The 21,362-nt window shown below is 72.6% G+C and carries 22 protein-coding genes; 9 read left to right on the top strand and 13 right to left on the bottom strand.

Features of this window, described 5'->3' with window-relative positions; translation table 11 throughout:
• Position 1: 1 nt before the first annotated feature.
• Entirely contained in the window at positions 2 to 901 is a 900-nt protein-coding gene (gene ligD, locus BX266_RS02210) for a non-homologous end-joining DNA ligase (RefSeq protein WP_099897235.1), read from the bottom strand.
• 32 nt (positions 902 to 933) lie between these two features.
• On the opposite strand from ligD, the gene BX266_RS02215 reads away from it, so the two are divergent.
• The gene (locus BX266_RS02215) at positions 934 to 1,893 is read left to right on the top strand and encodes a Ku protein (protein WP_099897236.1); all 960 of its coding nucleotides are present in this window, start codon (positions 934 to 936) and stop codon (positions 1,891 to 1,893) included.
• A gap of 81 nt (positions 1,894 to 1,974) precedes the next feature.
• On the opposite strand, the gene BX266_RS02220 is transcribed toward BX266_RS02215, so the two are convergent.
• Positions 1,975 to 2,319, bottom strand: a complete 345-nt coding sequence (locus BX266_RS02220) for a hypothetical protein (protein WP_099897237.1) — start codon at positions 2,317 to 2,319, stop codon at positions 1,975 to 1,977.
• A 334-nt stretch (positions 2,320 to 2,653) separates the two neighbouring features.
• Here BX266_RS02220 and BX266_RS02225 point away from each other — a divergent pair, with 334 nt between their 5' ends.
• Positions 2,654 to 2,983: a hypothetical protein gene (locus BX266_RS02225; RefSeq protein WP_099897238.1), complete on the top strand. Its 330-nt coding sequence runs from the start codon at positions 2,654 to 2,656 to the stop codon at positions 2,981 to 2,983.
• A gap of 90 nt (positions 2,984 to 3,073) precedes the next feature.
• Here BX266_RS02225 and BX266_RS02230 read toward each other — a convergent pair whose 3' ends face one another.
• A complete protein-coding gene (locus BX266_RS02230) occupies positions 3,074 to 3,934 on the bottom strand; it encodes an S-methyl-5'-thioadenosine phosphorylase (protein ID WP_099897239.1) in 861 nt (286 codons plus the stop codon).
• A gap of 192 nt (positions 3,935 to 4,126) precedes the next feature.
• Between BX266_RS02230 and BX266_RS02235 the strand changes: the two genes are divergently transcribed.
• Together BX266_RS02235 and BX266_RS39625 are read left to right on the top strand one after the other, a co-directional pair.
• Positions 4,127 to 4,888: a serine aminopeptidase domain-containing protein gene (locus BX266_RS02235; RefSeq protein ID WP_099897240.1), complete on the top strand. Its 762-nt coding sequence runs from the start codon at positions 4,127 to 4,129 to the stop codon at positions 4,886 to 4,888.
• 415 nt (positions 4,889 to 5,303) lie between these two features.
• The gene (locus BX266_RS39625; RefSeq protein WP_259465034.1) at positions 5,304 to 5,543 is read left to right on the top strand and encodes a GNAT family N-acetyltransferase; all 240 of its coding nucleotides are present in this window, start codon (positions 5,304 to 5,306) and stop codon (positions 5,541 to 5,543) included.
• A 138-nt stretch (positions 5,544 to 5,681) separates the two neighbouring features.
• On the opposite strand, the gene BX266_RS40730 is transcribed toward BX266_RS39625, so the two are convergent.
• The 3 genes from BX266_RS40730 to BX266_RS02255 all read right to left on the bottom strand — a co-directional run bounded on the left by BX266_RS40730 (position 5,682) and on the right by BX266_RS02255 (position 9,924).
• The gene (locus BX266_RS40730) at positions 5,682 to 7,910 is read right to left on the bottom strand and encodes a serine/threonine-protein kinase (protein WP_099897242.1); all 2,229 of its coding nucleotides are present in this window, start codon (positions 7,908 to 7,910) and stop codon (positions 5,682 to 5,684) included.
• An 87-nt stretch (positions 7,911 to 7,997) separates the two neighbouring features.
• Complete coding sequence (locus BX266_RS02250) at positions 7,998 to 9,203, bottom strand: serine hydrolase (protein ID WP_099897243.1); 1,206 nt, start codon at positions 9,201 to 9,203, stop codon at positions 7,998 to 8,000.
• Between the two features lie 190 nt (positions 9,204 to 9,393).
• Positions 9,394 to 9,924, bottom strand: a complete 531-nt coding sequence (locus BX266_RS02255; RefSeq protein WP_099897244.1) for a carboxymuconolactone decarboxylase family protein — start codon at positions 9,922 to 9,924, stop codon at positions 9,394 to 9,396.
• A 68-nt stretch (positions 9,925 to 9,992) separates the two neighbouring features.
• Between BX266_RS02255 and BX266_RS02260 the strand changes: the two genes are divergently transcribed.
• From BX266_RS02260 to BX266_RS38025, 3 genes are all read left to right on the top strand, one after another.
• Positions 9,993 to 10,934, top strand: a complete 942-nt coding sequence (locus BX266_RS02260) for a pirin family protein (RefSeq protein WP_099897245.1) — start codon at positions 9,993 to 9,995, stop codon at positions 10,932 to 10,934.
• A gap of 491 nt (positions 10,935 to 11,425) precedes the next feature.
• Positions 11,426 to 11,962 (top strand): SMI1/KNR4 family protein, encoded by a 537-nt coding sequence (locus tag BX266_RS02265; protein WP_099897246.1) that lies wholly within the window; start codon positions 11,426 to 11,428, stop codon positions 11,960 to 11,962.
• A gap of 41 nt (positions 11,963 to 12,003) precedes the next feature.
• On the top strand, positions 12,004 to 12,336 hold the full coding sequence (locus BX266_RS38025) for a hypothetical protein (RefSeq protein WP_143686845.1): 333 nt from the start codon (positions 12,004 to 12,006) through the stop codon (positions 12,334 to 12,336).
• Between the two features lie 455 nt (positions 12,337 to 12,791).
• On the opposite strand, the gene BX266_RS02270 is transcribed toward BX266_RS38025, so the two are convergent.
• From BX266_RS02270 to BX266_RS02280, 3 genes are all read right to left on the bottom strand, one after another.
• Positions 12,792 to 13,172, bottom strand: a complete 381-nt coding sequence (locus BX266_RS02270; protein ID WP_099897247.1) for a CBS domain-containing protein — start codon at positions 13,170 to 13,172, stop codon at positions 12,792 to 12,794.
• 165 nt (positions 13,173 to 13,337) lie between these two features.
• Positions 13,338 to 14,891, bottom strand: a complete 1,554-nt coding sequence (locus BX266_RS02275) for a DEAD/DEAH box helicase (protein ID WP_099897248.1) — start codon at positions 14,889 to 14,891, stop codon at positions 13,338 to 13,340.
• Positions 14,892 to 15,254: 363 nt separating this feature from the next.
• Entirely contained in the window at positions 15,255 to 15,458 is a 204-nt protein-coding gene (locus tag BX266_RS02280; protein WP_099897249.1) for a cold-shock protein, read from the bottom strand.
• A gap of 483 nt (positions 15,459 to 15,941) precedes the next feature.
• On the opposite strand from BX266_RS02280, the gene BX266_RS02285 reads away from it, so the two are divergent.
• A complete protein-coding gene (locus BX266_RS02285; protein ID WP_099897250.1) occupies positions 15,942 to 16,169 on the top strand; it encodes a hypothetical protein in 228 nt (75 codons plus the stop codon).
• 333 nt (positions 16,170 to 16,502) lie between these two features.
• On the opposite strand, the gene BX266_RS02290 is transcribed toward BX266_RS02285, so the two are convergent.
• On the bottom strand, positions 16,503 to 16,784 hold the full coding sequence (locus BX266_RS02290; RefSeq protein ID WP_099907296.1) for a MerR family transcriptional regulator: 282 nt from the start codon (positions 16,782 to 16,784) through the stop codon (positions 16,503 to 16,505).
• 1,072 nt (positions 16,785 to 17,856) lie between these two features.
• Between BX266_RS02290 and BX266_RS02295 the strand changes: the two genes are divergently transcribed.
• Complete coding sequence (locus BX266_RS02295; protein WP_099897251.1) at positions 17,857 to 18,075, top strand: hypothetical protein; 219 nt, start codon at positions 17,857 to 17,859, stop codon at positions 18,073 to 18,075.
• 280 nt (positions 18,076 to 18,355) lie between these two features.
• On the opposite strand, the gene BX266_RS02300 is transcribed toward BX266_RS02295, so the two are convergent.
• The 3 genes from BX266_RS02300 to BX266_RS02315 form a co-directional block, all read right to left on the bottom strand.
• Positions 18,356 to 18,724: a hypothetical protein gene (locus BX266_RS02300; protein ID WP_099897252.1), complete on the bottom strand. Its 369-nt coding sequence runs from the start codon at positions 18,722 to 18,724 to the stop codon at positions 18,356 to 18,358.
• 760 nt (positions 18,725 to 19,484) lie between these two features.
• Positions 19,485 to 20,825, bottom strand: coding sequence for an LLM class flavin-dependent oxidoreductase (locus tag BX266_RS02310; RefSeq protein ID WP_099897253.1), 1,341 nt, complete (start codon positions 20,823 to 20,825; stop codon positions 19,485 to 19,487).
• A 23-nt stretch (positions 20,826 to 20,848) separates the two neighbouring features.
• Positions 20,849 to 21,337 carry a flavin reductase family protein gene (locus BX266_RS02315; RefSeq protein WP_099897254.1) on the bottom strand — a complete coding sequence of 163 codons (489 nt, stop codon included), beginning with the start codon at positions 21,335 to 21,337 and terminating at the stop codon, positions 20,849 to 20,851.
• Between the last annotated feature and the right edge of the window lie 25 nt (positions 21,338 to 21,362).

Here is a 21,362-nt window from a genome sequence, read left to right on the forward strand (position 1 = left end):
CTCACTCGCCCGGCTCGGGCAGCGCCTGGTCGTCGGTGAGCAGGTCGGCCAGCAGGTCGCCGTGCTCGGCGTACCGGGTGAGCACCTGCTCGGGGCTGAACGCCAGGTCCGCCGGGTCGGCGCAGTGCTCGACCTCGCTCCAGCTCACCGGGGCCGACACCCCGGGCACGGCGGTGGCGCGCAGCGTGTAGGGCGCGGCGGTGGTCTTCGCGGTGTTGTTCTGCGACCAGTCGACGAAGACCTTGCCGCGGCGCAGCGCCTTGGTCATCCGGGCCACCACCAGGTCGGGGTGCTCGCGGGCCAGGCGCTCGGCGAGGCTGCGGGCGTAGTCGCCGACCTGCCCGGCGGGCGCGGGGCGGAGCGCGGCGTACAGGTGCAGCCCCTTGCTGCCGGAGGTCTTGGCCCGGCAGACCAGGCCGTCGGCGGCGAGGGACTCGCGGATCAGCAGGGCGACCCGGCAGCAGTGCGTGACGTCGGCGCCGGGCCCGGGGTCGAGGTCGACGACCAGCCGGTCGTGGGCCTCCGGTCCGCTCTCGGCGGTCCACTGCGGGACGTGCAGTTCGAGGGCGTAGCCGTTGGCGACGGTCATCAGCGTCGGCAGGTCGTCGACGGCGACGCGCTGCTTGGGTCCTTCGTGGCTGGGCGCGGTCACGGTGCGTACCCAGGCGGGCAGGCCGGGGGGCGGGTTCTTGGCGAAGAACCCCTCCTCGCCGATGCCCGCGGGGAAGCGCAGGAAGCTGGCGGCGCGGCCGCGCAGGTGCGGCAGCATCGCGGGGGCGATCTGCGCGTAGTAGTAGAGGGCCTCGCCCTTGGTCCACCCGGTCGCGGGCCACAGGACCTTGTCGAGATGGGAGAGGACCAGGCGGCGGCCTTCGACTTCCGTGACCTGTCGCTCGGGCATACCGTGGTAAATCCCCGCGAAAAGGACATCGCATGCCTCAGGTCACCTGGAAAGGCGTCATCACGTTCGGACTGGTCAGCGTGCCGGTCCAGCTGTACGCCGCCACGGAGGAGCACAGCGGCCCTTCCCTGCACCAGGTGCACGCGAAGGACGGCTCCCGCATCCGGATGAAGCGCTTCTGCGAGGCGGAGGGCAAGGAGGTCCCGTACAGCGAGATCGCCAAGGGCCACGAGTCGCCCGACGGCCGCCAGGTGGTGCTGAACGACGAGGACCTCGCGGAGCTGCCGCTGCCCAGCAAGAAGGTGGTCGACGTGCTGGCGTTCGTGCCCGCCGAGTCGATCGACCCGCTGATGTACTCCAAGGCCTACTACGTCGGGACGGCCGACAAGGCCCCCGCCAAGCCGTACGTGCTGCTGCGGGACGCGCTGCGCGAGTCCGGGCAGATCGCGGTGACCAAGGTGACCATGCGGACCAGGGAGTCCCTCGCGGTGCTGCGGGTGCACGACGACACCCTGGTGCTGCAGACCTGCCTGTGGCCGGACGAGGTGCGCTCGGCGGAGGGGATGGCGCCGGACGAGAACGTGACGGTCCGTCCGCAGGAGCTGAAGATGGCGCGCTCGCTGATGGACACCCTGTCGGAGGACTTCGACCTGTCGGCGCTGCACGACGAGTACCAGGCGGCGCTGCAGGAGCTGATCGACGCCAAGCTGGCCGGGGTGGAGACCCCGCACCTGGAGGAGCGGGCGGACAGCGGCGAGGCCGACGTGATCGACCTGATGGCGGTGCTGCGCAGCAGCGTCAAGGCGGCCAAGGGGGAGCACGCGCGGGGCGGCAAGGGCAAGGCCGCCGAGCAGCCGGCCGAGGCCGAACAGCCGTCCGAGCCCGCGCGGAAGACGGCGGCGGGCCGGGGCGGGGCGGCGGCGAAGAAGAAGGCGAAGGCGCCGGCCAGGAAGACCGCGGCGAAGAAGACCGCGCCGCGCAAGGCGTCCTGACGGACGGTGGCCCCATCGTCCGCGCGGGGGTGGGCGGGGGCGGCCCCGGTGGGGCGGGGCCGCCGGGCCGCGGGGGGCCGGTCAGGAGAACAGGACGGATCGGAGCTTGAGGCGGTCGGAGGCGCGGCCGGCCGGGCGCAGGCTGTAGTGGTCGCCGTCGCAGTCCGGGCCGGTGAACAGCGCCACCGTGGAGCCGGTGAAGTTCTGCGGGGCGAAAGCGGGTTCGGTGCTGTCGGGGTCGGCCACCTCGGGGAGGGTGACGCAGACGCGGCTTGCCGGGTCGACCAGGACGCCGGCGGCGCGGTAGCCGAAGTCGTCGTAGTACGTGTAGCGGAACTCGCCGACCGCGGCGGTCGCCGGGCCGGGCATGGCGAGCAGCAGGGCGAGGGACGCAGCGGCGGCGGCAACCGTCTGACGCAGGTGCATGGGGTGGAACGGCCTTTCCGGTCGGTTGGCCGGGGTCGGCGGGCACCGGCCCGGCGCGCACCACGCTAGGGGGCGCGAACGGTGCCGAATCGGTTCTGCCCGAACCCCTCGCGCGTCGTCCGCCCGGTGCCGCCACCGCGGGCGGACGGCAAGCCGACGCCCGGGTGTCGACCAACCGTCGAGTGGACGAACCTCCGGCCGACGACCGGCAGTTCGAGCAGGCGTTCGCGCGTTAGAACCGGCGTGCAGCGGGCACATCTGTTGCTACCTGGGACGCAGGGAGGCGCCGGCGGGCACGGCCGGGCTCACCTGCCTGTCGGCGCGGAGGTGGTTGATGGACGGACCGGCACTCTCCCCGCGTGAGCTACTGATCCTTGAGCAGATCGAGGCGGAGCTGGGGAACGATCAGGAGCTGGAGCGAGAGCTGCGCACCATGCGGCCGGCGACGTGGGCCCGGTTGCGACGGACGCTGGTGGCCCGGCCACGGATGGTGGTCGCGGCCCTGGCGTGCTGCCTGGCCTTCTCGTTCGGACTGTTGGGGCTGGCGGTGGCGCTGGACGAACCGGCGCTGCTGGTGGCCGTGGTGGCGGCATGGGTGGTGCTGCTCGCGCTGCTGACGGCAGCGGCGCGCAGGCACCGCCGCCGGCGCGGGCGGCACGGCTAGCGTCCGTGCGGCGAGGAGAACGACGAACGGGGGCGGTTCGGGCGGCGCGGTGCGCGCCGCCCGATGCGGCCGGTGGCCGACGGTGCGGGGTCAGAGCCCGGGCAGGCCGGTCTCCAGGTCGTCCAGGGCGTGCGAACAGATGCAGTCGCGGGTGGCGGGCAGCGACTCCAGCGCCTTGAACAGGACGGTGCGCAGCCGGTCCACGTTGCGGGCGAAGACCTCCAGCACCTCGGCGTGGGTGACGCCCTCGCCGGCCTCCACACCCGCGTCCAGGTCCGTCACCAGGGCCAACGAGGTGTAGCAGAGCCCGAGTTCGCGGGCCAGGACGGCCTCGGGGTGGCCGGTCATGCCGACCACCGACCAGCCGTTGGCGGTGAACCAGCGGGACTCGGCGCGGGTGGAGAACCGCGGCCCCTCGATCACCACCAGGGTGCCGCCGTCGACGGGCTCCCACGCCAGGTCGCGGGCGGCGGTCAGCGCGGCGTCCCGGCCCTCGGGGCAGTACGGGTCGGCCATCGAGACGTGCACCACCTCGGGGATCGACCCGTCGGGCAGGATCCGCCCGTCGTAGTAGGTCTGCACCCGGCCCGAGGTGCGGTCCACGAACTGGTCGGGCACCAGCAGCGTCCCGGGCCCGTACTCGGGCCGCAGGCCGCCGACCGCGCACGGGCCGAGCACCTGGCGCACCCCGAGCGAGTGCAGCGCCCACAGGTTGGCGCGGTAGTTGATCCGGTGCGGCGGCAGCCCGTGGGCGCGCCCGTGCCGGGGCAGGAACGCGACCCGGCGGCCGGCCACCTCGCCGACGAACAGGGCGTCGCTGGGCGGACCGTACGGGGTCTCGACGTGCACCTCCGTGACGTCCTCGAGCAGCGCGTACAGGCCCGATCCGCCGATCACGCCGAGTTCGGCGGTCGGGGTGCCGTCGGTGCGGGGCGGGTGGACGTCGGCCATGGCTCTCCTCGGCTCGTGGGTGCGCTCCCACCCTACGAGCAGTCAGGTCCGGTGCGCGGCAGGGGGAGCCGCGGTGCGCCGCCCACCGGCCGGTCCCGCCCGTCGCCCGGCCGCGTACAGTGGCAGCTCGGGGTCGGGACGGCAGGCGACGGATGCGGCCCCGGCGAGCGCGGCAGCGACGGGACGGGCGTGATGAACGGGCAGGTGGCGGTCCACTCCGGTGGCGGCGAGGCGGCGACGGCCCACCGGCCGCTGACCTGGCGGGTGCTGCCGCCCTCGCCGGACGCGGCGGTGCTGGTGCTGCACGGCGGCCGCGAGTTCGGCTCCGCGCCGCCGCCCGCGCTGAACCTGCCCGGCCTGCGGATGCGACCGTTCGCCCGGGCCGTGGAACGCGGCGCGCTCACCGCACCCGGACGGTCGCTGGCGGTGGGCGCGGTCCGCTACCGGTGCCGGGGCTGGAACGCCGACCGGGCGGACGCCGCCCGCGACGCGGAGGCGGCGCTCGCCGACCTCGCCGAGCAGCTCGGGCCCGTGCCGACCGTGCTGATCGGCCACTCGATGGGCGGCCGGGCCGCGCTGCGGGCCGCCGCCCACCCGTGCGTGCGCGGCGTGGTGGCGCTCGCGCCCTGGTGCCCGCGGGACGAGCCGACGGCGCACCTGTCCGGCCGCACCGTGCTGATGCTGCACGGCGACCGCGACAAGGTCACCGCCCCCGGCGACACCGACCTGTTCGCGCTGCGCGCCCGCGAGCACGGCGCCCGGGTGGCCGGCTACCGGGTGTACGGCAGCGGCCACACCCTGCTGCGCCGGGCCGGTGACTGGCACCGCTCCACCGCCGACCTCGCCCTCGCCCTGCTCGGCGTCGGCACGCTGCCCGACGAGGTCGCGGCCGCGCTCGCCCTGCAGGGCGACGCCGCGGACGGCCTGCACCTGCCGCTCGCGGGCCGCCGCTGACCGCCGGTCGGTGACCGGGCGGTGACGGGCGGTGCGGATCTCGCTCCCGGCTCGACTCGGGCGGACCTGGAGCGCACACTCCGGTGGAGGGAGACGTCCGCCAATCGACTGAGGGAGGACCCGCCCATGGGGATCAGCCTGACCACTGATCGGCTCGTCGTCCGGGACTGGACACCGGACGACACCGAGGACGCGCTGGCCGTGTACGGGTCGACGGACGTCGCCCGCTGGCTGACGCCCGTGATGGACCGGGTCGCCGACACCGAAGCCATGCGCACCGTGCTGGAGGCCTGGTCCCGGCAGCAGGAAGAACTGCTCCCCCGCGCGGCCGCTGGGCGATCGAACGCCGCGAGGACGGCAAGGTCATCGGCGGCCTCGGCATCCGCCCGCTGCCCCCTACGACGAGGACCTGGAGATCACCTGGCAGCTCGCCCCCGAAGCCTGGGGCCAGGGATACGCGACCGAGGCCGGCCTGATCCTGCTGCGCTGGGTCTTCACCCAGGACATCGAGGAGGTCTTCGCCGTCGCCCGCCCGAAGAACGACCGCGCCCACGCGGTCGCCAAACGGCTCGGGATGCGCTGGGTCGGCGAGACCACCAAGTACTACGACCTCAACCTGCAGGTCTACCGGATCCGCCCCGCCGACCTGCCTTGACCAGGTCCGTCGAGCACCACCGGCCAGCGCCTGCGACCACTGCGCGAACACCGTCGGCTGTGGCCGCCGCGGCGGCCGGGACGGTGGTCGCGCTGCGCCGTCGACGGGCCGGGCGGGACACGTCGCCCGAGTGACCGTTCAGGCGGGCCCGGCCGCGGTGCCGTCCTCGACCTGACGTCGGGTCAGGGCGAGGGTGGCGAGGCGGCTGTGGTCGCCGAAGCGTTCCACGGTCTCGGCCCGTAGGACGTCCAGCTGGCGCAGCGCGGACGCGCGGTTTCCGGCTCGGGCGGTGAGGCGGGCCGCGTCGAGGCGGCACTTGAAGGCCAGGAAGTGGTGCGGGTCCAGGGTCGCGGCCACCTGGGCGGCGGTGTCGAGCAGCAGGGTGACGGCGGTGGCGGGGTCGCCGCGGTCGGCCAGCGCGAGGGCAGCGCGCATCCGGGCGGAGAGCGCCTCGGCGGCGGGGCCGGCCTCGCGGGCGAAGGCCCGGTCGGCGGTGGGGTGGGCCGTGGCGGCGCGGGCGTTCCAGCCGGCCCAGGCTTTTCGGGCGGCGCCGGTGCGGGGGTGGTTCGGGCCGAGGGCGGCGGCGCAGTCCCGGGTGAGTTCCTCGAAGGCGTCGGCGGCGGATTCGGCGGCGCCCATCTCGCCGAGGTGGTGGGCGAGGCCGCTGCGGGCGGTGAGGGTGAGTTCGTCGAGCGGGCCGCGCAGCGTGGTGCAGTCCAGGACCAGTTGGTTGTAGAGCATCAGTGCCCGGTTGGCGTGGCCCGCGCCGGCGGTGGCGTAGGCGTGGCCCTCGCGGGCGGACAGCGTCTCCATGGCGCCGGGCCCGTGCACGGCCTCGCACCCGACGGCCAACCGGGCGAACAGCCCGATGGCCCCGCCGCCGCGCGGGTCGGCGGTGTACGTCCAGTGCGCCTGCCAGTAGCGGGCCTCCAGCACGTCGGGGTGCTGTTCGCCGTGCGGCTCGGCCAGGCCGTCGGCGGCGAGCTGGTACGCGGCTGCGGCGGAGTCGAACTGCCTTCCCTGGCTCAGCAGTTCGCCCAGTTGCAGGTGTACCCGGCAGTACAGCGGGTCGGCGGGGGCGAGTTCCGCGCGGATCCGTTCGCCGAGCCGGGCGGCCATGCCGATGGCGACCCCGAGGCTGCCGGATCGGGCGGTGCGGTGGACCAGTTCGAGGCGCTGGTGGAGGACGGCGGGGGCGTCCGGGCCGAGCACCCGGGCGGTGTGCTCGACCAGGTCGGCGAGCAGCACGGCGGCCTGCGCGGCCTGCCCGCTGTCGCCGGTGGCGCGGGCGTGGGCGAGCCGGAGGTCGAGCGCATCGGGGTGGTCCGGTCCGTACAACTCGGCGGCAACCGGGAGGAGTTCGGCGAGGGCGTCGCGGGCGGCGGCGGGCGGGAGCTGTTCGGCGGCGGCGCGGCGGGCGATCAGGTCGAGCACCTCGGGGTGCCGGGCGATCAGCGGATGCGGACGCACGGCCCCTTCCGCAGCCGTCTCGGGCTGCGCGTGCTGGGCCTCGGCGTGCCGGGCGACCAGGGCGAGGCCGGCGGGCGGCAGCCACGCCGCACCCGGGTCGGGGTCGAGCAGGGCGAGGAGTTGACGCGGTGTCGGCCGGCCGGCCGGGTCGGGGGCGAGGCAGTGCACCAGTGCGGGCAGCAGCGCGGCGGGGACGTCGGCGAGGTCGGGGCGTGCGCCGACGGTGCGCTGCAGCACGGGCCAGATGTCGTCCGACCCGCCGTCCGGCGCGGTCCAGGGGTGGCGGCCCTGGGCAGCGGTGGCGAGCACCGCGCCGAGGGCGAACACGTCGCTGGGCGGGCCGACCTGGGCGGGCCGTTCGATCTGCTCCGGCGACATGTAGCCTGGCGTGCCGGTGACGCCGTCCAGGGTCAGGGTCTGGCCGGGGGCGCGGGAGATGCCGAAGTCGATCACCTTGGGGCCGTGCGCGGTGACCAGGATGTTGGCGGGCTTGAGGTCCCGGTGGACCAGCCCGGCGGCGTGCACCGCGGCCAGCGCCTCGGCGATGCCGGCGCCGAGGCGGCGCACCGAGGCGACGGGCAACGGGCCGGTGGTGCGCAGCAGTTCGGCCAGGCTGGGCGCGGGCACGTAGGCGATCGCCAGCCAGGGCCGCTCGGCGTCCGGGTCGGCGTCGACCACGGGGGCGGTCCACAGGCCGCCGACCCGCCGGGCGGCCCGCGCCTCGCGGGCGAAGCGGCGACGGGCGGCCTCGTCCCGCGCGTACTCGGGGTGCAGCACCTTGACGGCCACCAGCACCCCGCCCGCGGTGCGGCACAGGTGGACCTGCCCCATTCCGCCGGCGCCGAGCTCGCGCAGCACCCGGTACGGCCCGATCGCGCGCGTGTCGCTGTCCCGCATGGGTCCCCTCCCGTCCTCGTGGCTGTCAGGACGACGGGAGGGGAGGCCCGGGTTCCCGACCGTGCGTCAGGTCCCTTCGGCCGTGGCCTACTTCTCGGCGGGAAGGTCGTACACGTGGTCCGGGGTGATGATCTGGGTGACGGCCTTGGCGAACAGCGTGCTGGGCTCGTTGCCCTGGTAGGTGATGTCGGTGTTCAGCAGGATGACCATGGTGGCGTCCTGCTCGGGCAGGTACATGGTGACGGTCTCGTAGCCGGGCAGCGAGCCGTTGTGGCCGACCCAGCCGTGGGTGCGGAACAGGCCGAGGCCGTAGCCCGCGTCGTCGAAGCCGGGCACCGGGACGAACTTCTCCCGCTCGGCCTGGGTGGCCGGGCTGAGCAGGGTGCCGGTGGCCACAGTCTTCGCCCAGTGGTGCAGGTCGTGCAGGTCGGAGATCATCGCGCCGGCCGCCCAGCCCCAGGACGGGTTCCAGTGCGTGGAGTCCTCGACCTGCCCGGAGAGCGTCTGGTTGGTGTAGCCGTGCGCGTACGGCTCCGGCAGCTCGTTGCCGACCGGGAACAGCGAGTGCTTCAGGTGCGCGGGTTCGAGCACCCGTTGGTGGATGAAGTCACGCAGCGGCATCTTCCCGAGCTTCTCCACCACCAGGCCGAGCAGCACCGTGTTGGTGTTGGAGTACTGGAAATCGGCGCCCGGCGCGAACACGTTGTCGTGCTTGAACGCGTAGGCCAGCAGCTCCTGCGGGGTGAACGGCCGCTCCGGGTCGGAGAACAGCGCCTGCTGGAAGTCCGGGTCGAAGGTGTACGAGAACAGACCGCTGCGCATCTCGGCGAGCTGACGGATCGTGATGTGCTCACCGTCCGGGACGCAGTCGATGTACTTCGAGATCGGGTCGTCCAGGCCGACCAGGCCGTCGTCGACCAGTTCCAGCAGGGCGGTGATGGTGAAGGTCTTGGTCTCGCTGCCGATCCGGACGTTCAGGTCGGGCGTCATCGGCTGCCCGGTCTCCTTGTCGGCGACGCCCGTCGAGTGGACGTACGTGCCGCGCCCGGGCAGCCACAGTCCGACCGTCACGCCCGGCGTGCCGGTCTCCTGCCGGACGGCCTCGACGGCCTCGTCCAGCCGGGCCGCGAGCGCCGGGTCGAGCGGATGGCCGCGGTCCGGCGAGTGGCGCGCGGGCTGCGCGACCGGCCGGGTGAACGGCGAGCCCGGGGCGGCGGCGGCCGGGGCGGCGGGGGCGAGCGTGCTCAGGGCGAGCAGGGCGACGGCGAGCCGCCGGGCGCGGGGACGGCGCATGAGGGGGTGTCTCCTCCGGGGCTGGTGACCTGTTCAGGACAGGTCACCAGCCCCGGGCCTCGCGGGGCGGGCGCTGCGCGGCGCGGCTCGGCGAGTCCACTCGTGCGGCGGGCGCTGACACCGCGTCAGCGCGCCGGGCGGGGAGGCTGTGCCCTCAGCGGGTGGGCCGGGCGGAGACGCTGTGCCCTCGTCAGCGGGTGGGGCGGACCGGGTGCTTGCTCAGGATCGAGACCCGGTTGAACGCGTTGATGGCGATCGCCACCCAGATCACCGCCGAGATCTGCTCCTCGCCCAACACGGCGCGGGCCCGCTCGTACGCGGCCTCCTGGGCGGCCTCCTCGGACGGGTGGGTGGTGGCCTCGGCCAGTGCGAGGGCGGCGCGCTCGCGCTCGTCGAACAGGGCGGGGGCGTCCCGCCAGGCCGCCAGCACACCGAGCCGCTGGACGCCCTCGCCCTCCTTGAGCGCGGCCTTGGTGTGCACGTCCAGGCAGTAGGCGCAGCCGTTGAGCTGCGAGACGCGGACGTTGATCAGCTCCACCAGGCGGCGGTCGAGTCCGGCGTCCGCAGCCGCGCCGCGGGCCGCCTCGGCGGCGGCCACCATCGCGCGGAACACCTGCGGGTGCTTCTTGTCGACGTAGACCCGGGCCGTCGGGGTCGCCACCTCGGTCACCTGAACTCTCCTCCACCTGTGGGCTGGTATTTGTCGCCCGCTCCGTTCCATGATAGTTGAAGATGAAACGATTTGCTGTCGTGTCGCGAACGCCGCGACACCCGGGAGGGAGCACCGCCATGAGCACCACCGAGACCGGCGCCACCGACACCGGCGCCGCCGGGGTCCTGCCCCCGCGGGACGTCCCGCTCGGCGGGCCGCGCGCGATGACCGTCCGCCGCACCCTCCCGCAGCGGGAGCGGACCCTGATCGGCGCCTGGTGCTTCATCGACCACTACGGTCCCGACGACGTCGCCACCACCGGCGGCATGGACGTCGCCCCGCACCCGCACATCGGCCTGCAGACCGTCAGCTGGCTGTTCAGCGGCGAGATCGAGCACCGCGACAGCCACGGCGTGCACGCCTTCGTCCGCCCCGGCGAGCTCAACCTGATGACGGCCGGTCAGGGCATCGCGCACTCCGAGACCTCCACCGCCGCGACCACCGTCCTGCACGGCGTCCAGCTCTGGGTCGCCCTCCCCGAGCAGCACCGGCACACCGCCCGCGACTTCCACCACCACGTCCCTGACGCCGCTCCCCTCCCGGGCGGCGGCGAGGCCCGCGTCTTCCTCGGCACGCTGGCCGGCGACACCTCTCCCGTCCCCACCTTCACCCCCCTGCTGGGCGCCGAACTCACCCTCCCCGCGGGCGCCACCACCACCCTCGACGTCGACCCGACCTTCGAACACGGCCTCCTCGTCGACCAGGGCGACGTCCTCTTCGCCGGCACCCCCCTCCACCCCGCCGACCTCGGCCACCTCCCGCCCGGCCGCGCCACCCTCACCCTCACCAACCTCTCCCCCACCCCCGCCCGCCTGGTCCTCCTCGGCGGCCCGCCGTTCGGCGAACAGATCGTCATGTGGTGGAACTTCATCGGCCGCACCGGCGAGGAGATCGTCCAAGCCCGCAACGACTGGCAGAACGCAGTCCGGTTCGGCGAGGTCGAGGGCTACCCTGGCGACCGGCTGCCTGCGCCCGAACTGCCGCAGGTCGCCCTCAAGGCTCGTGGCAATCGCGACTGACCGGCCAAAACACCATCTTGAGGCGGTCACGGACACCGAAGCAGGGCGATGATTCGTGACCGCCGTCACCGTGGGCATCAGGACCGCCGGGCGTGGCTGGCTCGACGCTGCGCGACGATCGAGGGCTCCCTGCCGGTTCCCATGTGTAGGTCAGTTTTGCAGGCTGTGGGTGGATGAATGCTGACTCTTTGCTGACTTGGATTGGCCGGCACCCGCACCGCTGACCTGACCGGAGCCGCCCGCAACCGGGAAGACCACGCACCTGGCAGCCGTCGAGATCGATCAACGAAGCGCCCGGCTACGCAGCGAACACCCAATCGCGCCGTCCGCGTCCAGGCCGTGGTTCGGCTGACCCCCGCTGGCGCGGCGCGGACACCACCGGCCCGGCCCCTTCCAGGGCCGGTGTCCACTCGCGACGAGCGAGCGGTACGTTGCGTCGTCAGGTTGCCCGAACACAGCGCTGGCAGACCGTGAACGCAAGGAGTTTTCCCATGAGTCTGGACCGGCTCAGGGCGATGATGCCCTCCTCCGCGCACCGAGGGGAGCCGATCGACTGGGCCGCCGCCGAACTGGCGCACGGTCCCTTCCCTTCCGACTACCGCGAGTTCGTCGACACTTACGGTGCCGGCTCGATCGACGGCCTTCTCGGCATCGGGCATCCGCTGGTGATCAGCGAGCCGGGCGTGGTGCCGATCGATGTCGCAGAGGAGACCGACGACGCCCGGCTCCACTTCGCACGGGTACGCACCGGCCTGCCCGACGAGGTGGCTGACGCTTCGGCACTGCGTGGCTGGGGTGACACAGCCGGCGCCGACACGCTCGCGTGGATCGCCGTCGATCCGGACCCGGACCGCTGGCCGGTCGTGGTGTGGAGCCGGTCCAAGGGCGAATGGCTGGTCCAGGGGAGCGGAATGGCCGACTTCCTGGTCGGCTTGCTCGCGGGCGAGCTCGCGCAATGTCCTCTGAGCGACCTGTCGCTCTGGGGCCGCCCCGAGCAGGAATACATTCCCTGGTGGGAGGAGCGCTGAGAAAGTGTCTCGTTCGGAGGCTGCGACCATAGGCTGTGCGGATGTCGAGCCAACTGAGCGTGGCGGTGTGTCCCGGCCATGAACTCGCCTACCCGGCGGCCCTGCAACGGCTCGCGGGAATGGGCGCAATCCCAGTGGTGTGCTTCGAGTGCGGCTGTGGTGCCATCCACCTTGTCGTGGTGTCACCCGAGGGAGCCGAGGTTGTCGCTTCAGGAGGCGGCTACCTGCGTGCCAGATTCGAGTTGCTCGACTGGGTGCGCTCGACCCTGACCGCCGAGGGCGGCGCCTTCCGCCACTACATGGTGCCGGATTCCGACCGGTCCCTGCTGGACGGCTTCCTCGCACTCCTGGCCGCCCGGATGCCCGGCACCTGAGCCGTCACGCTCTGCGGTGCGGCTTCCGGATCCGCCACCTCGACCGGTGTCTGACTTTAGGCGAGCCGCACCCCGCATGACCGGTGATGGTCTGTCAGGTGTGGCGGAGGTGGTCGGCGAACTCCTCGGGGGTGCGGATGGCGAGCCCGCTCAGGCAGGGACGCCCGAAGATCCCGGCACCACAGCAGAGGACGAGCTCACCACACGACTGCCCAGATCTGTCCGGCCCGCGACCGGGCCGCCTGCCCAACGGCTCGTCGCGTGCGCTGGCCGTCGGTCCGCCGAAACCCGGGGGCGGGCGACCATGCTCGGCGCGATGGGCGACTCCGTCCCGGCACTGGCCCGTTGCTGAACTCTGCCGAGGACAGTGCCCTGCACCCGCCTGCCGTCCTGCCGGAACTGGTGGTTGGGGCGGACATGGCGACGGTCGGCGCTTCCGCGCTGGCCGGTGCTCCCTAGAAGCGGAGCAGGCCGATGGCGTACCCGTCGTGGTCCACCACCGGCCAGATGTCGAGGCCGCGGGTACGCATGGCGACGGCCGCGGTGGCGGCGGACATGTCGGGGGTGGCGAACGGTGCGCGGTCGAGGACGATGTTGCGCACCGGGATGCGCTCGGTGTACCAGGACCGGGCCTGGAACGGTGCGAGGTGCTGGGCGGTCAGCAGTCCCGCGCAGCGGCCGTCGTCCTCGCGGACCAGGAGGTGGTCCGCCCCGGAGCTCTGCAGGATGTCCATCGCCGTGTCGACCATGATGTCGTCGCTGATCTGCAGCTCGGGGTGTTTCATGAGGTCGCCGACCGTGGCGGTGGCCGCGGGGCGTTCGAGGGTGATGATCATGGGCGGACTCCTTCATGGGGCTTCGCCGGCACCGACGGTGGTCGGCCAGGGCGCTGGCAGTGGGGCGGCTGAGCGTGGTGTCCGAAGCCGGCTGCAGCGCCGGCGTGTTCCGCACGGCGAGCCGGACGGGCCAGGACCGCCCTCGCGGTCCGGGCCCGTGCGTCTCTAGGCGGCGAGGGCGATCCGCCGGGGTGCCCGGCGGCCGGAGGAGCCCTGGCCCTCGCGGCCGGAAGTGGCGCGACCCTCACTCGAGGAACCTGTGTAGGCGCGACGGCTGCGGCGGCCGCGACTCGTGGACTTGCTGCGGCCGGGGCGTTCGACGACGGGAGCGGCGATCACGGTGGGGATGCCGGTGGGCACCCGGGCGCCGGTGATCCGAGCCAGGTCCTCGTCGCCCGCGCTCACGCGGGTGGTCACGGGGGTGATGGCGGCCGTGGTCATCATGCGGGCCATCTCGCGGCGCTGGTTCGGCAGAACGAGGGTGACGACGGTGCCGGACTCGCCGGCCCGGGCGGTGCGTCCGCCCCGGTGGAGGTAGTCCTTGTGGTCGGCGGGCGGGTCCAGGTTGACGACCAGGTCGAGGCCGTCGACGTGGATGCCCCGGGCCGCGACGTTGGTCGCGATCAGCGCGGTCACCTGCCCGGTGCGGAACTGCTCCAGGGTGCGGGTGCGCTGGGGCTGAGTCTTGCCGCCGTGCAGTGCCGCGGCCTTCACCCCGTTGGCGAGCAGGTCCGTCACCAGGCGGTCCGCGGCGTGCCTGGTGTCGGTGAACATGATCACGCCGCCGTCGCGGGAGGCGATGTGGGCGATCGTGGCGTTCTTGTCGGAGTTCTGCACGTGCAGCACGTGGTGCTCCATGGTGCTGACCGCGCCCGCGGACGGGTCCACCGAGTGGGTGACCGGGTCATTGAGGAAGCGCCGCACCAGGCGGTCGACGTTGCGGTCCAGCGTGGCGGAGAAGAGCATCGTCTGGCCGCCTTCCCGGACCTGGTCGAGGAGTTCGGTGACCTGCGGCAGGAAGCCCAGGTCGGCCATCTGGTCGGCCTCGTCGAGCACCGTGATGCCCACCCCGTCCAGCTGGCAGTCGCCGCGCTGGATCAGGTCCTTCAGCCGGCCCGGGGTGGCCACCACGACCTCCGCGCCCCGGTTCAGCGCCTGCGCCTGCCGGCTGATCGACATCCCGCCCACGACGGCTGCCATCCGCAGCCGTACCGCGTGGGCGAACGGCGTCAGCGCGTCGGTGACCTGCTGCGCGAGTTCGCGGGTGGGGACCAGCACCAGCGCCAGCGGGCGGCGCGGCTCGGCCTTCTGCCCGGCGGTGCGGGCCAGCACGGCGAGGCCGAACGCGATGGTCTTGCCGGAGCCGGTCCGCCCCCGCCCGAGGACGTCGCGGCCCGCCAGCGAGTTCGGCAGCGTCGCGGCCTGGATCGGGAACGGAGCGGTGACGCCCTGACGGCCCAGGACCGACAGCAGCGCCTTCGGCATGTCGAGTTCGTCGAAGGACTCGACAGCGGGCAGCGCCGGGGTGGTGCTCACCGGCATCGCGAACTCGCCCTGCGCGGCGGAGCCCTGACGAGCGCTTCGGCCGCCGGAGGGCCGGTCGCCGTAGAAGGAGCTGCCACCGGACCGGGACCGGGAGCCGCTGCCACCCCCGGAGCGGGAAGAGGCCGAGGAGCGGGAGTTGGTGTTCTGGTACGAGGAGCGACTGGAGCGGTTCATGGGAAACCTTCCTTGGTCGGCACGTCGCGAGGCGGCTCCGCAGCGCGGGGCGCCGGCAGGAGACCGTGAGGGAACGGCCGAAAGGGTGGAGAGCGGGGCGTGGACGGTGAAACCGTGCGGCACGTCACCTCAGGTCGGCGCTCACCGGCAGGGCGGGAGCGAAGATCCTCGAACCGTGGGATGTCACGGCAGGGCGCCGACCCGGACGCGGCGCTGTGCGTCTCGCGTGGGGATGGCCGCCGGTGGCGGAGCCATGGGGCCTGAACGGCCAGGTTGGGGCGCGTTGGTGCAATGCCGAGGGGCCCGCACCGGGCATGTACGCGGTGCGGGCCCCTCGCTGCTAGGCGGGTGCCGTGGCAGGAACTACAGCGGACGAATGTTCTCGGCCTGCGGGCCCTTCTGGCCCTGCGTGACGTCGAACTCGACCTTCTGGCCCTCGAGCAGCTCACGGAAGCCGTTGGCGTTGATGTTCGAGTAGTGGGCGAAGACGTCAGCGCCGCCACCGTCCTGCTCGATGAAGCCGAAGCCCTTTTCCGCGTTGAACCACTTCACAGTGCCATTAGCCATAAAAAATTCTCCTTCAAGGGGCTGTCCGAAACACACACAGTGCGTGCTCCGAGTCGCCGCGATGAGCACCCACCCGGAAAAGAGCCGGGAAACAAAAAGGCGCCTGCGATACATCAGCAGGCGCACACAAAGTTCATGGGAACCACTACTGCAACTGAGACGACTCTAGCAGGTCCAGACCCGCCGCGGGCAGATATTTCGTCCCCGGCTCTGCGGAACCCCACTGCCCGGGCCCCGGCCGCGAGGCGACGGCGACGCCAACTCCGCTGGGCAGAAGCCTGTTTCGGGTGCGCTTGGCAGCCCCTTCCGTGCCGACCGCCGAGCGCCGGTCCGTCCTGCGGCAGACCCGCCGAAGCCACGCATCACGCCCACCGGCACTGTCAGAGATCACTATGGACGGCTCGGGTGAAACTCCTGACGCAGGCCCGAAATCGTATGCACCGGAAAGGCCCGATCGTGCGATTTTCGGCGCATACTGGGGGAATGACAAAATCTTTCGCGGTCCGCCGTGTCCTCCCCACCAGCCCCTTCAAGGCACGGCCCGAAGCACCACGGAAGCACTTCGCCGTCGGCGACCGCGTCACCCATGACCAGTACGGTCTCGGCCGGGCCATTGGGGTCGAGGGAGACAGCGACATCGCGGTGCTCGTCGACTTCGGATCACGGCAGGAGCGGATCACCCAGCCCTACGCCGCGATGTTCAAACTCTGACCCGACCGAGGCGCGCAGTTCTCGGCAGCCCGGCGTGCGTCGCGCCGCCCGAGGCAGTGATCCTCCCGCAGACCCCTGGGCCGCCGCGCCGGTGCGCGGTTCGGCGACGGGCGCTCCCGGTCGAGCCGAACCGGGCACCGTCGTTGCGGTGACCGCCGGACCCTCCGCTGGGGTGTTGTTCCGTGCCCTGTGCCCCGACGATCGGGCGTGTGGCTGCCCGGGTGCGGAGTCGGGGTGCTTGAGGCCGTACCAGATGACGCCCGTCCGCCGCCGGGCGGTCGGCGGTGAGCGAGTGCTCACCGCGGACCGGGGGTGCGGACGGGCCGGCACCGGTCAGGTGTCGGCGGCGGTGTGCGGAGTGTGGCCGGCGCGGCGGAGTTGTTCGTTGATGCGCAGTGCTTCTTCGAGTTGGTCCTCGAGGATGATGATGCGACAGGCGGCGTCGATGGCGGTGCCCTGGTCGACGAGGTCGCGGGCACGCATAGCAATCCGCAGCTGGTACCGGGAGAAGCGGCGGTGTCCGCCCTCCGAGCGTAGCGGTGTGATGAGGCCCTGATCACCGAGAGAGCGTAGGAAGCCGGCGGTGGTGCCGGTCATCTCGGCGGCGCGGCCCATCGTGTAGGCGGGGTAGTCGTCATCGTCGAAGTTGCTGACGGCGTCGGGGGTGTGGGGCCGGTTGCTGGTCGTGGTCACTGCACCTCTTCATATCTGGGTTCGGGAACGCGTCGAGGGGCCCCGGCGCCATTGCGGCTCCGGGGCCCCGAAGGGGAACTTCACCATCTACCGGCCCTGGGCCGGTCCTTGTTTCCGCAGTCCTCGGGGGGAGGAGGATTGCGGGGATCGCGTATGCGTGACCGGAAACCACCGTCCTTCGTGCTGTGAGGGGTCTGCGGTGTCCGCCCGGACAAGAACTGCTCATCTCACGGGCCGGGCGATCCTGATGGCGCTAGCGCCCTCCGTTCTTCCTCTGCGTCAACTGACATCCTGCGAACTGCTGGTGTTGCGTACTGCGGTACATCTGTACTGCTGTGGTGGCCGTACGGCTCACCGTCCGGTGCGGCAGCCTGGCCCGTCGCCCGTCCTGCTCGGCTTGGAACCCCACTGCCCGGACTTCCCAGCACGCGCGCCCGCAGTCAGACGCCTTTGCTGAGACCTTGCGTACTTCAACCACTGGTGACTGCGAGTCGACTGCACCTGAACTCACTGCGGTACCGCTGGTCGGCGGCCCCTGATCACTGCAGGCCACCCGCACGGCCGCCAGTCCCGTCGCCGTCCTGCGTCTGCTCTGGCTTCGAGGCTCCGCTGCCGTGCTGTGTTCTTGCGTCACTGCTTCACGCCCGCCTCGGCCGGCGCGTCCTGCTCACTGCGGTACCGCTGGTCGGTGGCCCCTGATCACTGCGGGCCACCCGGCACGGTCACCGGTCCCGTCGCCGTCCTGCACAAGCCCTGGCTTCAGAACCCCACAACCGCGCCGACCTGCGCACTGTCGGTGCTGCTCCCGCCAGTTCGTGTCTGGCGGGCCGTGCTGACTGCTGGTTACGGGAGAAACACTAACCGCGCCCCCCACCAATGTCTACTCCGGCCAGCATAGATTTTTCGGTGTTCGAAGGGAAGGTAGTCTTCGCCCTCGCGTGCGGGCCCGGAGCACACCACGCGCAACCGGGGACAACGAACGGAAAGGTGAGCGATGGAAGGAACCCAGGACAGGTCGGCAGCACGCACGCCCGTCCCCCATACGAGGGAGTCCCTGCTGGCCTCCCTCGCCGAAGCCGTCCACGACCACGACGAACGCACCCTGCGCCGACTGCTCGCCCGCCTGGCCGAACAGATCACCTTCGCCGACCTGCCCAGCCTGCGCAGCGCACTCCAAGCACGGCACAACCGCGGCAGCCGACCGGCACCATGAACAAGCAGCGTTGTGCCGCGGGTGACCCGCTCCACGGTGATGGTGAAAGCGTCGGCGACCTTGTGGTCGAACGTCCCGCTGTGCGCTCCTGGTGGACCTCGGCGAGCCGCGCCTTCGTCTGCTCCGAGGTGGTGAACCCAAACTCCCCTGCCTGCCGGCCGGCCGCGTTGCGGTACCTGAACGTGTGCTCGTGCGGACACCGCGGCCACCGACTCTCGGGGGTGTTCGCACGTCGGTTCGGGTGGCCCGGCCCCCGGCGGGTCGGGGGCCGGGCCGGGGATCAGTTCTCCATTCCGATGTAGTGGGCGAGGTACTCGGTGATCTCGGCCGCGTGGGGCGGGAGTTCGGGCAGCTGGGCCGCGAGGGCGCCGCAGGTGGCGGCGGCGAGGGTGGCCGAGCTGGTGGCGGCGGGTCGCACGTACGGTTCGAGGCGCTTGATCAGTTCGTACTTGCTGTCGGCGTTCTCCGTGCGCATGGCCCGCTCCAGCGGCGGCGCTCCGGGCGGCGGGACGGGCGCGAGGACCCGGCTGATGCAGGCGACCCGGTGCAGGACCCGCCAGCACGGGGGCTTGGCGGAGCTCTGGCGGGTCCGGCGCAGCGAGGCCGCGTCGGGGGCGTTGCTGCCCGACAGCCAGATCGTGTCGACCACCTTGTGGTCCGGGCGCCCATCCTGCCCGGCAGCAGGACCGGCCTCCCCTCGGCGTCGTAGAGCGGCTTGCCGTGGCCGTCGCGGCGTTGCAGGTCGTTCAAGGGCGCGCACTGGACGTCGAGGCCGAAGCTGCGGGACGCCTCCTTGCTCTGGTGCTGACTGCGGGTCTGGCGGGCGGACAGGCTGTGCACCACCTGGTCGGCCTCGGCGAACTCCACCGAGGAGGCGCCGGGGGAGCCGTCGGGCTGGTCGGTGACCTGATTGGTCGTCAGGTGGCCGAACTCCGATGGCGGGTCGGGCGGAAGCGCTTCCACCTCCGCCCACACAGGCGATGGGAGCGGTAGTTGACGCCGCGTTCGATCCAGCCCGGAACGGTTCGGCGGTGCAAGGGGAGGCATGACCGAGCGCGACGACTTCCTGCTGTGGGTCACCACCGTGCTGCGCGACGCGGAGGTGGCCCTGCACAACGGTGATGCGGGTCACCGGCGGGCCCTCTGGTCGACGGCGGAGCCGGTGAGCGTGCTGGGGGCGTGGTGCAACGCCGCCGGCCGGACCGAGGTCGACGCGCTCTTCACCGCACTCGGAGAGGACTTCTCGGCGTGCACCTCCTACCGCTTCGAGCTGCACACCGCCGACGCGGTGGCGATATGGTCTACACCGCCGGGCTCGAACACATCTCCGCGTCCGTCGACGGAGAATCCGGTGGGGGATGGTTCATCGGATGCCTTTCGACGGGAGTTCCGAAGAACTGTGGCGGCGGTCAGGCGGAGGCGGCCGAGGCGGCGAGTGCGAACCGGTCGGCGGGGCGCGGCAGGCCGTAGTGCTCGCGCAGGGTCGTGCCCCGGTACTCGGTGCGGAACAGGCCGCGCTCGCGCAGGATCGGCAGGACCTCGGCGACGAACACCTCCAGTCCGGAGGGCAGCACCGCGGGCATGACGTTGAAGCCGTCGGCCGCGCCGTTCTCGAACCAGTGCTGGATGGTGTCGGCCACCTGGACGGGCGTGCCGGTGAAGGTGCGGTGGCCGCGGCCGCCGCCGAGCCGCCCGATCAGCTGTCGTACCGTCAGGTGCTCGCGGCGGGCCAGCTCCACGATCAGGGTGTAGCGGCTCTTGGCCCCCTCGACCTCGTCCTCGGTGGGCAGGTCGGCGGGGAGCTGCTCGTCGAAGCGCAGACGCTCGGGTTCCACCTTGAGGACGGTGGCCAGCTGCTCGCGGGCGTACTCGGGCTTGATCAGCCGGTCGAGTTCGGCTTCGAGCTCGCGGGCCTCGGCCTCGGTGGCGCCGATGACGGGGACGATGCCGGGCAGGATCTTGAGGTGCTCGGGGTCGCGTCCGGCGGCGGCCGCACGGCGCTTGACGTCGGCGTAGAAGGCCTGGCCCTCGGCGAGGGTGGGCTGCGCGGTGAACACGGCCTCGGCCCAGCGGGCGGCGAACTCCTTGCCGTCCTCCGAGGATCCGGCCTGTACGAGCAGCGGGTGGCCCTGTGGGGAGCGCCGGACGTTCAGCGCGCCCTCGACGCTGAAGAAGCGGCCGCGGTGGTCGACCGGGCGGACCAGCTCGGGGTGGGCGTGGACGCCGGCGTCCTTGTCGGCGACCAGCGCCTCGTCGGCCCAGCTGTCCCAGAGTTTGGTGGACACCTCGAGGAACTCCGCGGCCCGCTCATAGCGGGTGCGGTGCAGCGGCTGGCCTTCCAGTCCGAAGTTGCGGGCCGCGGCGTCACCGGCGGTGGTGACGATGTTCCACCCGGCGCGGCCGTGCGAGAGGTGGTCGAGCGAGGCGAACCGGCGGGCCAGGTTGTACGGCTCGTTGTAGCTGGTCGAGGCGGTGGCGATGAGTCCGATCCGGGTGGTTCCGGCGGCGAGGGCGGCCAGCAGCACGGTCGGCTCCAGCTTGCCGGAGGGGCGGCGGCTGGGATCGCCCCACAGCGCGGGGCTGTCGGCGAGGAACACCGAGTCGAACTTGGCGTCCTCGGCGATCCGGGTCAGCCGCTGGTGGAAGGCCAGGTCCAGGTCGGCGCCCGGGTCGGACTCGGGCAGCCGCCAGGACGCCTCGTGGTGGCCGGTGTCGTGGATGAACAGGTTGAAGTGGAGCTGCTTGCTCATGGGTGGTCCTTCGGAGGGGGGTGTCAGGGGGTGGTGAGCGAGCGGAAACTGCTCGCGTGGAAGACCAGCGGGTCCACGGCGGGTTCGGCGTGCAGGTCGAGGACGCGGAGCAGCACGATGTCGTGGTCCCCGGCGGGGATCTCGCGCTCGACCGCGCACTCGAACCAGGCGCTCGCGCCGTCGAGCAGCACGGCGCCGTCCGCGGTCGCGCGCCAGCCGGCGCCGGTGAACCGCCCGTCGGCGGGGCCCGCGAGCTGCCGGCACAGCGGCCCGTGGTCCGTGCCGAGCACGCTGATGCCGAGCCGCCCGGCGCGGCGCAGCGCCGGCCAGGTCCCGGAGGTGTGCGCCATGCACAGCGAGACCAGGGCGGGGGTGAGCGACACCGGGGTGAAGGAGCTGGCCGCCAGGCCGAGCGGCTGTCCGTCGACCAGGGCGGCGACCGCCGTGACGCCGGTGGGGAAGGCGCCGTACCCGGCGCGCAGGGCCCTGCTGTCGGTGGCGACCGCGGTCATGCCGGAACCTTCGTGGACAGCAGGG

It is taken from the genome of Streptomyces sp. TLI_171, assembly GCF_003610255.1.
GTDB lineage: Bacteria > Actinomycetota > Actinomycetes > Streptomycetales > Streptomycetaceae > Kitasatospora.